Source organism: Pelobium manganitolerans (assembly GCF_003609575.1).
GTDB lineage: Bacteria > Bacteroidota > Bacteroidia > Sphingobacteriales > Sphingobacteriaceae > Pseudopedobacter > Pseudopedobacter manganitolerans.
In genome coordinates this window covers 268,181-283,707 of record NZ_MBTA01000023.1, presented here as the reverse complement: position 1 = coordinate 283,707, position 15,527 = coordinate 268,181, and the positions used below count along the sequence as shown (strand labels likewise).

Here is a 15,527-nt window from a genome sequence, read left to right as displayed (position 1 = left end):
ATTTATTTACGCAGTTTATTAAACGTTTTATTGCCCAGTAAAAAATAATCAAACACAATACTGTTGGGATATAAACCTTTAGTATTCGGGCTTTTAGAAACGTCTTTATTAAACTTTACTTTATTGCCAAAAAAGCTGAGCAAAACGTTACGGTGAGCTTTTGAAACGGCTGCCGCGTTACCAAACTTACCGGCAAAAGCAAACTTAAGTAAAGCCAAAAAATCCAAACTAAATCTTACAGGAATAATGTAAAGTAAACGCCATGGGCGCAGATTTTTACGGATGAGGTAATAATTGTTACGGAAATTAAGGAAAGTTTTATGTGGGTTTTCGATAGAAAGGGTGCCACCACCCACATGCCAGACTACAGAATTTGCGCAATACATTACCTTGTAACCCAAATTTTTAACCCTCCAACAAAGATCTATCTCTTCCATATGGGCGAAAAAATTAGCGTCCAATCCGCCAACGCGTTTCCATATTTTAGACTTAATGAACAAAGCGCATCCGGATGCCCAAAAAATCTCGCAATTGTCGTTATATTGATTAAGATCCTGTTCTACGGTGTCAAATATCCGTCCGCGACAAAAAGGATACATCAGCACATCTAAAAACCCACCAGCTGCACCGGCGTACTCAAACTCATCACGGTTAATTAGCGATTTGATTTTCGGTTGGGCAATGGCAATCTGCTCATCGCTCTCCATTAGTTCAATCACGGGTTTTATCCAGTTGTGGTGCACTTCCACATCCGAGTTGAGCAGAATGTAATAATCTGCCTCTACCTGTGCAAGTACACGGTTATAACCTTCGGCAAAACCATAATTTGCGTCGTTTTTAATTACTTTAACCAGCGGAAAGTTGTCCGCCAAATAAGCCACGGAGTTATCGGTAGAGCAATTATCGCCTACAATAATCTGTAAGTTTTCGTAAGAAGAATTGAAAACGGAAGGCAAATACGCCTCTAAAAATTTTTGACCGTTCCAATTTAATATGACAATAGCAACGCTCGGACTCGCCATTTACTCTTCTGGTTTATATTTCCAACGCTTATGCGACCATAGCCAATAAGCAGGTTCTTGGATAATTCTGTTTTCTAATAGTTTCGTGTGGGCTTTAGTTATCTCTAAATCAGCGGTTTCTTTAGGTTTATCGCAAACCAACTTAAAGTCGCAGTTATAATAGCCTCGGCCACGGCGCTCAATATCACAAAAAACCACGGGATAATTAGTGATTTTGGCTATTTTTTCGATGCCTAAAAATACGGGTGTATCTTGATTTAAGAAAGTGATGTACTGCTGAATTTCGGCGCGGGCAGGTGTTTGGTCCGCTGCAAAAACACTCACGGTAAGCTCATTCTTCCGCTTTACCATCTCTCGTAATATCGCCCTCATTTTTACCATTTTTGCACCGGTACGCTCACGCGCTTCTTTAAAAAACCCATCCATTATTGGGTTGTTTAAAGGCTTATATACAATTAAAGTTTGCGCTTTTACCAGTAAAGGCGTTACCAAGGCGCTCCACTCCCAGTTGCCGTAGTGGCCAACTACAAACAAATAGCTTTGTCCACTGGCTTCGTAACGGTTCAATAAATCTGTATTACTAAATTTAAAACGGCTATTGATAAAGCGCTCGCTCGCAGAAAACATCTTTACAACTTCCATCATCAAATCTGCCAAGTAACGGAAATATTTTCTCTCGATAATAAGCAATTCGCTAACGCTTTTTTCTGGAAACGATTTTTGTAAATTCTCACGCACAACCTTCTTGCGGTAGCCCAAAATATAGTATAGCAGGTAGTAAAGCACATCAGAAATTAAGTATAATATAGGCATGGGCAACAGCGATACGAGGTATAAAAAAAACGCAATTGCTTTAGAAAGCCCTTTATTTATCATTAATTTCGTTTGATTTTAATTGCAAACATAAAAAATAAGAAATGGAAAATGGCGCGGTGTTCCCTTTGTTTTATCTGCCAAATGTAGAATTCTTTAAAACCCTGCGCGAGCAAAACAAAGAACAGCTGTTTATAGAAAAACAAGAGCATTATCCCAAGCAAAGCAGCCGAAACCGTACTACTATAGCAGGTCCAAATGGTAAGTTGCAATTAACGGTGCCTGTACAAAAAGGAAGCAATACCCATACGGCTTATAAAGACGTTAAAATTAGCTACGCTGATGACTGGCAGCGTATACATTGGCTAAGCTTAGGAACAAGTTATAGAAGTTCGGCTTATTTTGAGTTTTACGAAGACGATTTTAGGCCGTTTTACGAGAAAAAGTTTAATTATTTGTTTGATTATAACCTTGAACTTTTTCATTTACTGCTAAAATTGCTGAAAATGCCCCTTAATTTCGATTTTACCGATGACTATCAAAAAACATATACCGATAAAAACGACTTTAGAGAAAGCCTAAACTGGAAAAACCAGAGTAGTTATCAGCACAAAACCTATTATCAGGTATTTCAGGATAAATACGGTTACCAAAATAATTTGAGTGTGGTAGACTTATTGTTTAGCCAAGGTCCGCAGGCAAGCAGATTTTTTTAATAGCAAAGCATAAGCCTATGATAAAAGTACCGCTTTCTAATATTAAAGTGCCACGCATCAATGTGGTGCGCCGTAAAAGGATGGGCTTGCCGGGTGCCATCCCCGGCAGTTTCCTGATTATGGAGAATGCCGTGCCGAGCAAAATATTTGTTTTTTCTTACAAAACTGATTTTTTGGAAGAAACAGAAACAGAGAGCGTAGAAGAGGCTTTCGCTTTTACAGATAAACATCCCGATTGCTTCCATTGGGTAGATGTGCGCGGCTTAGGATCGCAAGAGGTGCTCAACTTTATACAGCAAAAATTCGGAATTAGCAATTTGGTGATGGAAGATATTGTGAACATCCACCAAAGACCAAAGAACGATGAACACAATGGCTACAGCTTTATCGTTAGCCGAATGCTGGAATTGGATAAAGGTTTACAGTTAAACAACGAGCAGCTTTCGTTTCTGCTGTTTGACCGTCTACTGATCAGCTTTCAGGAAGATTACAAAGATGTGCTGGACCCTGTACGCCTGCGACTGCGCAAAAACACCAACGGAAATATCCGAAAGTTGGGCCCCTCCTATCTCATGTACGCTTTGATGGATACCGTTATTGACCATTACTTTAGCATCATAAACCGTATTGGCGATGAAATGGAGATGGTGGAGGACCATTTGTACCAAAAACCGCATAAATATTTAATGTACCGCATACAAGGTGTTAAAAAGCTGATGATAGCGATGCGGCGTGCGGCCTGGCCCGAGCGGGATAAGATTAATGACCTGATGCGTTTAAACAGCCCGCTGGTTAATGAAGAAACTCGGCTTTACTTACGCGATGCTTATGACCATACCGTACAAATTATAGATTTGATAGAAAGTATGCGTGAGGCATCAACCGGATTGCTTGATTTATACCTCTCTTTGATGAGCAACCGGATGAACGAGGTAATGAAAACTTTAACCATTATTTCGGCAGTATTTATCCCATTAACGTTTATTGCGGGTGTTTACGGGATGAACTTTGCTTATGAAAACCCAAAAACCGGCGAAATATTAAGAGGCAACATGCCCGAACTATATATCGAAAACGCTTACGTTTACGTATTGGTTTTAATGGCCATAATTGCCCTGGCGCAGATTTGGTATTTTGCCCGGAAAGGATGGTTTAAGAATTAAAAACAATGCAATTTAAAATTAAAGCAATCAAATTTTAACTATATTTGGCACAAAATAAAAGACAGAAACTTTCAACTATCGCACTCAAGTTTGATAGTTGTGTAAAAAGCAAACAATAAAAAAAGATGAAAAATATCGGTACCATTATCCTTGTCATCGGCATCCTAATCGTAGTGGGCTCTATAGTGTTAACTAACGCACATTCATTTAACCCGGCAGATTCTAGTAGCGGAACACATGCGGCCGCTGGTTGGTTTTTTGGTGGTTTAGCTGTATTTGGTGTTGGTGTAGTAATGCTCGCAAATTCTTTACCTGATTACAGACAACGTAATAACCGCGGATAAAAACATCGTCGTAACGAATAGAAAATCCCGTTTTTGAAAAAAGAACGGGATTTTTTTATAGCTCAAAATCCGTAAAGTGCGCTACCGGTTTTGGCAACACCAGATGGCTACGATGATCCTTACAATCGTTTTTAAACGAATAGTTTTGATTTGCCCAAATAGAAATTATAGGTAAATGCGCGGAAGGCTGATTAGGTTGTTCAAAAAAATTCAGCGAAAGTTGCTGGCTAAATTCAGAAAGTTGCTGATTGCCTATGGCCAACAACATATCCACACTGTGGTTACGGGCTATTTCATTGGCTGTTTTAAGTTCTTTACTACACAACTGTTTACTCAAGCACTCAAACGTTACGTGCTGGGTGCCGCAAATGTTCAACAAAGAAACTACACGGGCATACAAACCCGACTGCTTTACCTCTGGATCTGCAAAAACAATAAAAGCCTTTTCGCCTAAAGCACTGCACTCGTCGCAAAGTAAATCTAAAACATTTTTACCCCGTAAAACTTTAGTCTGCTGATTTTTAAGCTCCATAAATTACATAACCGCTAAATGCAACAAATGTTTTGATACAGAAACGGAAATTTAACCCATAAGCTTTTGCTTTTGTTAAAAAACTTAGACAACTTCTTTTGGAGAAGATTTTATAAATCAGATATGTTGTGCAATTACAAAACCCGAGGCCCAAGCCCACTGAAAGTTGTACCCACCTAGCCAACCTGTAACATCTACACATTCGCCACCAAAATACAAACCCGCCACTTGTTTACTTTCCAAAGTTTTAGATGAAAGTTCATCTGTGGATACGCCTCCGCGCATTACTTCGGCTTTATCGTAACCTTTATCGCCGGCAGGCTTAACCTTAAAATGATGGAAAAGCTGGTGTATGGTTTGTAGCTCTGTTTTAGATAAAGACGCCAAATTTTTAGGGAGCGGAATTTCATTGGCCAAAGCCTCTACAAACTTTTTGGTGTAAAAACGGGTTAAAAAAACACCTAAGCTCTTTTTTCCGTTGATCTTGCGCTCGGCTTCTATTAAATCGATAATATTGTTTTTAGGCAATAAATCTATTTCTAAAATATCGCCCGGTCGCCAGTAGCTAGATATCTGCAAAATTGCCGGGCCACTTAAGCCCCAGTGCGTAAACAAAATGTTTTCTTCAAAACTGATATGTGGCAAACTAACCCGCGAGAAAATAGCGTTGCCCGAAAGGTTAGCAAAAAAACTTTGTTGATTGCCCGTTATCGTTAGCGGAACCAATGCGGGAGCAGTTTTTTCAATTTGCAATGCCATTTTTTTGGCCATCCGCAACGCAAAATCTGTAGCTCCCATTTTAGCTATCGGTAAACCGCCGCTAGCAAAAACTACTTTCGGCACTTTAATGCTCTGCTTTTTGCTTCCTTGCTCGTAAAAAACTTCAAACCCGTCCGCGGCTTTTTGCACATCAGTTACGGTGCTGTTTACGTAAATTTTCTGCGCTAACTGTTGGCAAAGGCTAATAAAAACCTGTACAATATCTTTAGCCTTATTACTCTCCGGAAAAAGTTGCCCCAGTGTTTTCTCGGCACCATAAATCCCGTAGCTTTCAAAAAAGGAGATGGTATCATTAACCGTCCACTGCGACAAAGCCGATTTTACAAAATGTGGATTAGCGGATATGAAATTATTGGCAGAGGTATTTAGATTCGTATAATTACACCTACCGCCGCCGGATATTAAAATTTTTGCTCCGACCTGCGCATTGCGCTCCAGTATAAGGGTTCTTTTTCCTAAAAATCCGGCTTGTACAGCACACATTAATCCACAAGCACCGCCGCCAATAATAAGCGCATCAAAATCCATGGTCAAAAATGGCATTTAAAAATCATATCTGTAATATTTAAGAAAAATACGGCCTCATTAGTTAACTTTGCCTTATGGAAGAAGTCTCCAGTATTACCGAGTTTGGCAAAGTAATCATCTTTTTAATTACTGGGCTTTTAGCTATGGGCGGCGCTTATTTTGTAAATCATCTGTTGTCGCCAAATCATCCAAACCCAGAAAAAAACAGCTCTTATGAATGTGGTGAAGAACCTAGCGGGAGCTCTTGGCTACAGTTTAACAGCCGTTTTTACGTGATAGCACTTATTTTTTTGCTATTTGATGTAGAGATGATCTTCGTTTTTCCGTGGGCTACCGTTTTTGCCGACTCTGAACTTATTGCCGCTGATGCCCGTTGGGGATGGCTTAGCTTTACCGAGATGCTAGGCTTTTTAAGCATATTGATATTGGGCTTAGTTTACGTATGGCGTAAGAAAGATTTGGATTGGATAAAACCGAAGCCAACTGCGGTAAGCACAGACACCGCTATTCCTTTGAGTGCATACGAAGCAATAAATAAGGAAGTTTACGTTCCATTTAAAAATAAAGTGGAGCCAGAAACGGAGAAAGTTGCAACGCCTGTGGTGAGCAAACCTAAATTTGTACCCCGATTTAAGAAAGCATGAGTTTAGAAAAACAGTTAGAAAGCACCGGCATTGTAGTTACCAAGCTTGATGACTTGATGAACTGGGCAAGATTATCTTCTCTGTGGCCTTTAAGCTTTGGTTTAGCCTGTTGCGCAATTGAAATGATGGGTTCTATGGCATCTAATTTTGATTTAGACCGCTTCGGCGTGTTTCCGCGCCCTTCGCCGAGACAAGCGGACGTTATGATTATTGCTGGTACGGTAACTTTTAAAATGGCCGAAAGGATAAAAAAACTATACGAGCAAATGCCCGAACCTAAATATGTGATTTCTATGGGATCTTGCTCTAACTGCGGTGGCCCTTACTGGGAACACGGATACCACGTGGTAAAAGGTGTTGACCGTATCATCCCGGTTGACATTTATGTACAAGGCTGCCCCCCAAGGCCAGAAGCCTTAATTGGCGGATTTTTAGAACTTCAAAAAAAGATTGAAAAAGAGAGCTTAGCAGCGATGTAAGCTTCATCAGCAACAAAAATATTCATGAAATCAATTTCACAAAGCCGTTTGGGCATTCTAGGTGGCGGACAGCTTGGCCGAATGCTTATACAGGAAACGATAAATTATAACATCCATGTCAGCGTTTTAGATCCCGATGCGGATGCGCCTTGTAAAAACATTTGCGATTATTTTGAGGTGGGTTCTATTGGCGATTATGAAACGGTTTACAATTTTGGTAAATACTTGGATTTAATTACCATCGAAATTGAAAAAGTAAACATTGAGGCGCTTGAGCAATTAGAAAAGGAGGGCGTAACCGTTTATCCGCAACCGCGAATCATCCGATTAATACAAGATAAAGGTTTACAAAAACAGTTTTTTAAAGAAAACGACATCCCTACGGCTGCTTTTCAGCTGTTTAACACACGCGAGCAGTTAATTGCCGCAGAGTTGCCTTTCCCGTTTATTCAAAAATTGCGTAAGGACGGCTACGATGGTAAAGGCGTAAAAAAAATCGCATCAGAAAAAGATTTGGAGGACGCATTTGAGCAACCCTCTTTAGCAGAAAGCATGGTTGAATTTGAAAAAGAAATTGCTGTGATTGTTGCGCGCAATGCAAATGGCGAGATGAAAACTTTCCCGATGGTGGAGATGGACTTTAATCCCGAAGCAAATCTGGTAGAATTTCTGATTTCTCCGTCCACTTATAGTTTCGAAATTCAGCAACAGGCTGAGGAAATAGCGAAAAACATTGCTTCGGGACTTAGTATGGTGGGTTTATTGGCGGTTGAAATGTTCCTTACTAAAGACCATCAGATTTTAGTGAACGAGCTTGCACCACGTCCGCACAACAGTGGCCACCAAACTATTGAAGGCAACTATACCTCACAATTTGGCCAGCACATCCGCGCAATTTTTAATTTGCCTTTGGGCGATACCAAAGCGATTGCCAATGCTTTGATGATTAACTTACTGGGCGAAGCAAATTACGAGGGCGAAGCAGTTTATGAAGGCTTAGAGGAAATTTTAGAAAAGGAAGGCGTATATGTGCATCTTTACGGAAAAAAATTTACCAAGCCGTTCCGCAAAATGGGTCATATTACCGTGGTAGATGAAGACCGCGAGCGTGCTATCGAGAAAGCCAAATTTATTAAAGACACCATCAAAGTAAAAGCATAAAAAATGAGCAATAACGTTAAAGTAGGCATAATCATGGGCAGCAAGTCCGACTTAAATATTATGGACGATGCGGCGAAGGTTTTACAAGAGCTTGGAGTACAATACGAACTCACGGTAGTATCGGCGCACCGCACGCCAGAGCGGATGTTTGATTATGCCAAACAAGCAGCAGACCGTGGTTTAAAAGTGATTATTGCGGGTGCCGGCGGTGCTGCGCATTTGCCCGGAATGGTGGCTTCTATTACCTCTGTGCCGGTTGTTGGCGTGCCGGTAAAATCAAGCAATTCTATTGATGGCTGGGATTCGGTTTTATCTATTTTACAAATGCCCAACGGCATTCCTGTGGCAACCGTAGCGTTAAATGCGGCAAAAAATGCTGGTATTTTGGCGGCGCAAATATTAAGCGTGGCTGATGATGCCTTGGCACAGCGTTTAATAGCGTTTAAAAATGATTTAAAAAGTAAAGTAGAGGAATCTGCCGAAGGTTTAAAATCAGAAGGCTATGCTTGCTCTTTTTAATTTAAACTTGGGTCTTGCGGAAAGTTTGTAATGTGGGCATATTTAACGCCCATATTCAACACCGCCTCTTTCCAGATGTTTACTTCTCCATTTTCTAGAAGCATATCGGGGTTAAATTTATCTGAAACAATCCACGCGTTCATTTCTAACTCATCTTCTAATTGGTTTTTGGACCAGCCAGAGTAGCCGATGAAAAATTTAATTTCATCTGCTTTTATGCGATAATTATTGATTTCGCTTTTTAAGATTTCAAAATCGCCTCCCCAGTAAAGGCCATTTCCTAAATCTGCCCCGCCCGAAATTAAATCGGGTCTTTTATGCACAAAATGCAAGGTATCTGGAGCAACTGGACCGCCAATAAAAACCTCAAAATCAGCGTCCCAACAGTCGGCAATTAAATCTTTTAATAAATAGTTGCTTTTTTGGTTTAGCACATAACCCACTGTACCTTCTTCTGTATTTTCGGTAATTAAAACCACCGTACGCTGAAAGTTAGGGTCGGCCATAAATGGTTCCGAGATTAATAGTTTTCCTTTTTGTGGTAGTACAGTACTGAGCATATTCAAATAAAATAAATTATTTTTAAAGCTCGTGGAACTCTCGGGAATTTTACATTTGGGCTTTGTATTAAACCGCCTGTGCTAAATTACCTTCGTTAGCGCCCATCGCTTTTTTCATTTTGTTAATATCAGCTTTTATAATCGCCAACAATTCTTTATCGTAGCTTCGGGTAGCCATGTTAATCAACTTTGTTTTCATTTTTTGGTTTTGCTGACGTAAATCGTCTTTCAAAATCGCTAAAAGTTGCATGTCAAAACCTGATAGTAAATTTTTAATGTTGGTGTTTGTAGCTTTCATAATAATATCGTTTAACTTTCTTTTCCTATTACTAAACAGATGCCAAAATCTCTATTATCATCATAAAATAGTCAAAAACCGGCTTTAAAGCCCCTAGAAAGGGTTTTGACTGTACAAAAAAATATACAATTATTGGCAAATAGCTAGCTAACTTAAGATCCAAAAAGCTTTCAGCAACGCACAATAGCCCATGGATAATAAAAATTTATCTTTGTATGCTTTTTGAATCTAAAAGGATATGTTAATACGACTTTATGAAGAAAACCCCAATGAGCGGGTTTTAGAACAAATTGTTGACGTGCTTAAACGTGGCGGCATCATCATCTATCCTACCGATACGGTTTATGGGCTTGGGTGCGATATTACCAATCAAAAGGCTATTGAGCGTATTGCCAAGATTAGAGGCTTAAAGCCCGAAAAAGCTAACTTTTCATTTATTTGTTATGATTTAAGCCATATTTCAGACTATATTAAACCGATAGATAACAGCACCTTTAGGATTTTGAAAAAAGCGCTGCCGGGTCCCTTCACGTTTATTTTTAATGCTAGCCATCAGGTACCAAAGCTTTTATCGAGTAAGAAAAAAACAGTAGGTATCCGTGTGCCTAACAACAATATTGCACGCCAGTTGGTAAAAATGCTGGGCAACCCGATCCTATCCACCTCTATCCGCGATGATGATGAAATTATTGAATACACTACAGACCCCGAATTGATCCATGAGAAATACGAAGATAAGGTGGACATGGTAATTGATGGCGGTTATGGCGGTAACTTGGCGTCTACGGTTATTGATTGTACCTCTGGCGAGTTCGAAATTGTAAGGGAAGGCAAAGGGAATCTGGAAGATTATCTGTAACAATCCTAAAGGCTTTTAATTTTTTTTATGCCCTAAAACAGTTTTTTAAGCGCTTTTGCTATTTTAGCAGATATGGCACACATTATCAACCTTAAACCTTTCAAAAACTTTTTTCAGTCCGAATCTACCGGCGGCATATTGCTGATGCTCTGCGTAGTCCTCAGTTTAATTATCGCAAACTCATCATTAGGCCCGGCTTTCGCCGATTTATTAGCCACTAAAATAGGCTTCGAAACCGATAGCCTAAACTTAAATTATAGCGTACTGTTGTGGATTAACGACGGCTTGATGGCCATCTTCTTTTTGATGGTGGGTTTAGAGATTAAGCGAGAGCTGGTTGAAGGTGAATTATCCAGCATAAAGCAAGCTAGCTTACCCATTATTGCCGCTTTGGGCGGGATGTTGATGCCGGCCTTAATTTATTTTGCAATTGATCACAGTGCAGAAACCGGCCACGGATGGGGTATTCCAATGGCTACAGACATTGCTTTTGCCATCGCTATTTTGTCTTTGCTGGGCAACCGTGTACCCAATGCCTTAAAAGTTTTTTTAACAGCATTAGCAATTGTTGATGATTTGGGTGCCATTCTGGTAATCGCGATTTTTTACTCTAATGAAATTCATTTACAATACTTAGGCTACTCGGCCGTATTGCTAGTTTTAATGTTGGCATTTAACTATTTCGGAGTCAAAAAAATATACTTTTATATTATCCCGGGCATTGTGATGTGGTACCTTATCCACCACTCTGGCATACATGCTACCATTGCCGGTGTACTTACTGCTTTCACTATCCCGACAAATGATACGGCTAAGGAATCACCCCTGGAGCGCTTAGAGCACCTACTAGTAAAACCGGTGAATTATTTAATTATGCCCATTTTTGCCATTGCAAATACCAATATCCGTTTTGAATCTGAGATGTTCGAAAACGTAGCTTCGGGTTTAAGTATTGCTATTATATGCGGGTTAGTAATAGGTAAACCTTTAGGGATACTTAGTTTTTCTTGGCTTTCTGTTAAATTAAAGTTGAGCAAACTTCCTAGCCAAACAAAATGGTCTCAGGTGGCGGGCTTGGGCTTGTTGGGTGGTATAGGTTTTACCATGTCGATATTTATCGCCTTACTTTCTTTTACAGATGTAGAGCATCAAACGCAGGCCAAATTCTCAATTTTATTGGCATCAGTAACCGCCGGCGTCCTCGGATTTATGATTCTTAAATTTTTAGGAAAAAATAGAAAGCGTGTGCTGGTGTAATAAACCAAAGCTCACCAACAAAAAAGCCGTCTGCAAACTCTCAGACGGCTTTTTTAATGCTTGTACATTTCTGTAGTGCTATTAATTTGAGCCTTTTATTTTCGAGATAAACTCTGGGATGTGCGACAGATAATCTTCCTTATTGCCGATGGTTTTCACAAAAGCAGTCCCTACAATGGCGCCGTTCGCAAACTTATTGGCTCTTTCAAAACTCACTTTATCGGAAATTCCAAAACCGATAATCAAAGGGTTGTTTAAGTCCATCGCACGTACGCGCTCGTAATACTTGCTAATCTCTTCCGATTGGTTTAAGCCTTTTCCGGTGGTGGCAGATGATGACAAAAGATATATAAATCCGTTAGAAAGGCTGTCTATTTTGCGGATACGCTCTTCGGAAGTTTGTGGTGTTACCAAAAATATGTTGCTAAGGCCATGTTTTATAAATTCATCTTTGTAAAGCTCTTCGCATTCATACAAAGGCATATCTGGTACGATAATGCCATCTACGCCAGCTTCAGCCGCATCCCGACAAAAATTCTGGACCCCATATTGCAACATCGGGTTAACGTAGCCCATTAATAAAACCGGGATACTTACTTGCTGACGCAAATCTTTAAGTTGGTTAAAAAGCATTTTAAGCGTCATCCCATTATCTATGGCCACTTGTGAGCTGTGCTGAATCACCGGACCGTCGGCCACCGGATCTGAATAGGGAAAACCGATTTCCAAAAAATCGGCACCGGCCTTTTCCAAAGCTTGTGCTATTTTTAAGGTAGCTCCAATTTCTGGATAGCCGGCTGTATAGTATATAGAAAGTATATTTTCTTTTTTCTCTGAAAAGAGTTTGGTAAGTCTGTTCATAACTTAAGGTGTAATGTGTAAAATATAAGGTTTAAGGTATAAGGTGTAAAGTATAAGGTCTGAGGTGTAAGATTTAAGGTTAAGACGGGAGGTTTTAAGCCTTATACCTCAAACCTTCCGCCTTTTACCTTTTTTACAAATTAAAATATTTCATAAAGGTGGCTAAGTCTTTATCTCCACGGCCAGAAAGGCAAACCACCACCACATCGTCTTTTTGGAAGGTCATTTTCTCTAGTTGGGCCAAAGCATGTGCTGATTCTATTGCGGGGATAATTCCTTCCATTTTGGCTAAAAGCAAACTCGCCTGCATCGCTTCATCATCCGTAATGCTCACATATTCAACTCGTTTAACCTTGTTTAAGTGCGCGTGCTGAGGACCAATGCCGGGATAATCCAAACCTGCCGAAATAGAATAAGGCTCTACCACCTGCCCATCGTCTGTTTGCATCAAAATAGTGCGCGAGCCGTGCAAAACCCCTTCTTTACCCAAGACAGATGTTGCGGCAGAATGGCCAGAATTTACACCTAAGCCTGCTGCTTCTGCTGCAATTAATTTCACATTTTCATCATCTAAAAAATGATAAAACATACCCATTGCATTACTGCCGCCGCCAACGCAAGCCAAAACATAATTAGGCTGATCTTTACCGGTATGTTCTACCAGTTGTTTTTTGGTTTCCTCGGAAATAACCGACTGGAACAAAGAAACCATCTCTGGATACGGGTGTGGCCCCACCACAGAACCGATGATGTAATGCGTATCAACCGGATTGTTAATCCAATCGCGCAGGGCTTCGTTGGTGGCATCTTTTAAAGTTTTGCTGCCCGATGTTGCCGGAACCACCTTAGCGCCCATCATTTTCATGCGGGCAACGTTTGGTGCCTGACGCTCAATATCAACTTCGCCCATATAAACCACACATTCCAAACCTTTTAAGGCGCAAACAGTGGCAGTTGCTACGCCGTGTTGTCCGGCACCGGTCTCGGCAATAATCCGCTTTTTCCCTAATTTTTCAGCAAGCAAAATTTGCCCGATGGTGTTGTTGATTTTATGCGCGCCGGTGTGGTTTAAATCTTCACGTTTTAGATAAATCTTCGCGCCATATTTATCGGACAATCTTTGCGCTAAAAACAAAGGCGAAGGACGCCCAACGTAGTCTTTCAAAAGCGACTCGAATTCTGCCTTAAAATCTGGCTGATTAATAATTTCCAAATATTTACTGCGCAGTTCCTCCACGTTTGGATAAAGCATTTCGGGAATGTATGCGCCACCAAAATCGCCGTAATACCCTTTTTCATTTATTCTATAGTTCGTTTTCATCTTCTTAATGTTTCAAAAGCAGTTTTTAGTTTGTTGATGTTTTTCGAGCCCGGCTCGGTTTCAAATTTAGAGTTTAAATCGAGCGCGCAAAGCTGTGGGAAATTGAGCGTTAAAATTTGTTCCAAATGTGGCAAATCTATCCCCCCGCTTAAAAAAAACGGCTTGTTAAGCTGGTATTTTTCCAAAATTCGCCAATCAAAAGTTTTTCCGCTGCCACCGTGCAACTCGGTTTTTGTATCAAACAAAAAAGCATCTACCGCACTTTCATATGCATTTAACCTTCCGAAATCGAAATTTCCATCCACACCAAATGCTTTGATGGTAAAAAAACCGGCCTCTTTAACTGCCTCACAAAATTCCGGGCTTTCGCTACCGTGCAATTGCACCGCCTGCATATCATAAGCCTTGCTAAACTCTAAAACTTCTGCTAAGGTAGCGTTTACAAAAACAGCAGTTTTGATGATTGTTTTATCGATAGATTTTAGGTGAGCTTTTTCAAAATCTAAACCTATGAAACGCTTTGATGGCGGATAAAAAATGAAGCCCATAAAATCTGGCATCAAAACAGACAAAGCCTCAATATTTTCCGGATCCCGCATTCCGCAGACCTTAATTTTTAAATCTCTCATTTATTGATGTTGATTAAGGCTTCGAACGATTTTAGGGCTTTGCCGCTTAACAGCGAATTTTCAGCTTCATAAAAACAATCGGCAAAAGATTTATCGGGATTGATGGTTTGTATGGCTAAGGCAGCATTGCAAAGCACCACGTTGTTTTGGTTGGTAGTGGCTTTGTTAGCCAGCACATCCGTAAAAATTTTAGCCGAAGCTTCCACATTGTGGCCGCCTTTTATGGTATTGGCATCTATTTTTTCAAAACCTAAATCGGCCAAAACATTCATTTTTTCGCCTTTGTTGCTAAAGGTTTTGAAGTTGCAGGTTAAAGAAACCTCATCATAGCCTTCCAACGCATGCAAAATAGTATAGTTACAATCAGAGTTTTGATACAAATAAGCGTATAAACGCGCCAGCTCCAAACTAAAAACGCCAACCAACTGGTTTTGTGGTTTAGCCGGGTTAGACATTGGCCCCAACATATTAAAAAATGTTTTTACGCCCAGCTCTTTGCGGATCGGCGCCACGTTTTTCATTGCCGGGTGAAACAGCGGCGCGTGCAAAAAACAAATTCCGGCAGCATCTAAAGATTTTTTGAGCAAATCAAGATCGTTAGTGAAACGGTAGCCCAAAAACTCCATGACGTTGGAAGAGCCGCAACCAGATGAAACGCCGTAATTGCCATGCTTGGCAACATGATAACCTGCGCCCGCCACCACAAATGAAGCTAAGGTAGAAATGTTAAAAGTGTCTTTGCCATCCCCTCCGGTTCCACATAAATCAATCAGGTTAAACTCTTCGTTTAAATTTACGGGCAAACAAAGCTCTAACATCGCCTCGCGAAAACCCTGGAGCTCCTCTACGGTGATGTTGCGCATACAATAAGCCGTCATAAAAGCAGCCATTTGCGAGGCGTTGTACTTGCCGGAAGAAATATGGGTTAAAATTTCTTTAGACTGGGCTCGGCTAAAAGTTTTATGTTCAAACAAGTGATTTAAAATCGCTTTCATTTTTGTTGTTTATGGGTTTTATCTGGGATATTTATGATGCTTCAAT

General features: G+C 40.3%; 19 protein-coding genes. 9 read left to right on the top strand and 10 right to left on the bottom strand.

Annotated elements, in window-relative coordinates:
* Positions 1 to 2: 2 nt before the first annotated feature.
* Together BCY91_RS09930 and BCY91_RS09925 are read right to left on the bottom strand one after the other, a co-directional pair.
* Complete coding sequence (locus BCY91_RS09930; RefSeq protein WP_120181790.1) at positions 3 to 1,022, bottom strand: glycosyltransferase family 2 protein; 1,020 nt, start codon at positions 1,020 to 1,022, stop codon at positions 3 to 5.
* The gene (locus tag BCY91_RS09925) at positions 1,023 to 1,898 is read right to left on the bottom strand and encodes a lysophospholipid acyltransferase family protein (protein WP_120181789.1); all 876 of its coding nucleotides are present in this window, start codon (positions 1,896 to 1,898) and stop codon (positions 1,023 to 1,025) included.
* A gap of 41 nt (positions 1,899 to 1,939) precedes the next feature.
* On the opposite strand from BCY91_RS09925, the gene BCY91_RS09920 reads away from it, so the two are divergent.
* The 3 genes from BCY91_RS09920 to BCY91_RS09910 all read left to right on the top strand — a co-directional run bounded on the left by BCY91_RS09920 (position 1,940) and on the right by BCY91_RS09910 (position 4,058).
* The gene (locus BCY91_RS09920) at positions 1,940 to 2,551 is read left to right on the top strand and encodes a WbqC family protein (RefSeq protein WP_120181788.1); all 612 of its coding nucleotides are present in this window, start codon (positions 1,940 to 1,942) and stop codon (positions 2,549 to 2,551) included.
* 17 nt (positions 2,552 to 2,568) lie between these two features.
* Entirely contained in the window at positions 2,569 to 3,714 is a 1,146-nt protein-coding gene (gene corA, locus BCY91_RS09915; RefSeq protein ID WP_120181787.1) for a magnesium/cobalt transporter CorA, read from the top strand.
* A gap of 125 nt (positions 3,715 to 3,839) precedes the next feature.
* Entirely contained in the window at positions 3,840 to 4,058 is a 219-nt protein-coding gene (locus tag BCY91_RS09910) for a hypothetical protein (RefSeq protein WP_120181786.1), read from the top strand.
* A gap of 55 nt (positions 4,059 to 4,113) precedes the next feature.
* On the opposite strand, the gene BCY91_RS09905 is transcribed toward BCY91_RS09910, so the two are convergent.
* Both BCY91_RS09905 and BCY91_RS09900 read right to left on the bottom strand, forming a co-directional pair.
* A complete protein-coding gene (locus tag BCY91_RS09905) occupies positions 4,114 to 4,590 on the bottom strand; it encodes an iron-containing alcohol dehydrogenase (RefSeq protein ID WP_120181785.1) in 477 nt (158 codons plus the stop codon).
* Between the two features lie 117 nt (positions 4,591 to 4,707).
* Positions 4,708 to 5,898 (bottom strand): BaiN/RdsA family NAD(P)/FAD-dependent oxidoreductase, encoded by a 1,191-nt coding sequence (locus tag BCY91_RS09900; RefSeq protein WP_120181869.1) that lies wholly within the window; start codon positions 5,896 to 5,898, stop codon positions 4,708 to 4,710.
* 74 nt (positions 5,899 to 5,972) lie between these two features.
* On the opposite strand from BCY91_RS09900, the gene BCY91_RS09895 reads away from it, so the two are divergent.
* Genes BCY91_RS09895 through purE form a run of 4 tightly spaced genes read left to right on the top strand, consistent with a single transcriptional unit; the run spans position 5,973 to position 8,701 of the window.
* Entirely contained in the window at positions 5,973 to 6,542 is a 570-nt protein-coding gene (locus BCY91_RS09895; RefSeq protein ID WP_120181784.1) for an NADH-quinone oxidoreductase subunit A, read from the top strand.
* On the top strand, positions 6,539 to 7,021 hold the full coding sequence (locus BCY91_RS09890; protein WP_120181783.1) for an NADH-quinone oxidoreductase subunit B: 483 nt from the start codon (positions 6,539 to 6,541) through the stop codon (positions 7,019 to 7,021). The genes BCY91_RS09895 and BCY91_RS09890 overlap by 4 nt, the downstream gene beginning before the upstream one ends.
* Before the next feature lie 24 nt (positions 7,022 to 7,045).
* Positions 7,046 to 8,182, top strand: coding sequence for a 5-(carboxyamino)imidazole ribonucleotide synthase (locus BCY91_RS09885; protein WP_120181782.1), 1,137 nt, complete (start codon positions 7,046 to 7,048; stop codon positions 8,180 to 8,182).
* 3 nt (positions 8,183 to 8,185) lie between these two features.
* The gene (gene purE, locus BCY91_RS09880; RefSeq protein ID WP_120181781.1) at positions 8,186 to 8,701 is read left to right on the top strand and encodes a 5-(carboxyamino)imidazole ribonucleotide mutase; all 516 of its coding nucleotides are present in this window, start codon (positions 8,186 to 8,188) and stop codon (positions 8,699 to 8,701) included.
* Here purE and BCY91_RS09875 read toward each other — a convergent pair.
* Together BCY91_RS09875 and BCY91_RS09870 are read right to left on the bottom strand one after the other, a co-directional pair.
* A complete protein-coding gene (locus tag BCY91_RS09875; RefSeq protein ID WP_120181780.1) occupies positions 8,698 to 9,261 on the bottom strand; it encodes a YqgE/AlgH family protein in 564 nt (187 codons plus the stop codon). The two genes, purE and BCY91_RS09875, sit on opposite strands and share 4 nt — an antisense overlap.
* 67 nt (positions 9,262 to 9,328) lie before the next feature.
* On the bottom strand, positions 9,329 to 9,559 hold the full coding sequence (locus tag BCY91_RS09870; RefSeq protein WP_120181779.1) for a hypothetical protein: 231 nt from the start codon (positions 9,557 to 9,559) through the stop codon (positions 9,329 to 9,331).
* 238 nt (positions 9,560 to 9,797) lie between these two features.
* Here BCY91_RS09870 and BCY91_RS09865 point away from each other — a divergent pair, with 238 nt between their 5' ends.
* On the top strand, positions 9,798 to 10,418 hold the full coding sequence (locus tag BCY91_RS09865; RefSeq protein WP_120181778.1) for an L-threonylcarbamoyladenylate synthase: 621 nt from the start codon (positions 9,798 to 9,800) through the stop codon (positions 10,416 to 10,418).
* Between the two features lie 72 nt (positions 10,419 to 10,490).
* Positions 10,491 to 11,675, top strand: coding sequence for a Na+/H+ antiporter NhaA (nhaA, locus tag BCY91_RS09860; RefSeq protein WP_120181777.1), 1,185 nt, complete (start codon positions 10,491 to 10,493; stop codon positions 11,673 to 11,675).
* An 81-nt stretch (positions 11,676 to 11,756) separates the two neighbouring features.
* Here nhaA and trpA read toward each other — a convergent pair whose 3' ends face one another.
* From trpA to trpD, 4 genes are all read right to left on the bottom strand, one after another.
* Positions 11,757 to 12,536 (bottom strand): tryptophan synthase subunit alpha, encoded by a 780-nt coding sequence (trpA, locus tag BCY91_RS09855; protein ID WP_120181776.1) that lies wholly within the window; start codon positions 12,534 to 12,536, stop codon positions 11,757 to 11,759.
* A 133-nt stretch (positions 12,537 to 12,669) separates the two neighbouring features.
* The gene (gene trpB, locus BCY91_RS09850) at positions 12,670 to 13,857 is read right to left on the bottom strand and encodes a tryptophan synthase subunit beta (RefSeq protein WP_120181775.1); all 1,188 of its coding nucleotides are present in this window, start codon (positions 13,855 to 13,857) and stop codon (positions 12,670 to 12,672) included.
* A complete protein-coding gene (locus BCY91_RS09845) occupies positions 13,854 to 14,486 on the bottom strand; it encodes a phosphoribosylanthranilate isomerase (RefSeq protein WP_120181774.1) in 633 nt (210 codons plus the stop codon). The genes trpB and BCY91_RS09845 overlap by 4 nt, the downstream gene beginning before the upstream one ends.
* Positions 14,483 to 15,481: an anthranilate phosphoribosyltransferase gene (gene trpD / locus BCY91_RS09840; RefSeq protein WP_120181773.1), complete on the bottom strand. Its 999-nt coding sequence runs from the start codon at positions 15,479 to 15,481 to the stop codon at positions 14,483 to 14,485. Before trpD ends, BCY91_RS09845 begins: the two co-directional genes overlap by 4 nt.
* Positions 15,482 to 15,527 lie beyond the last annotated feature (46 nt).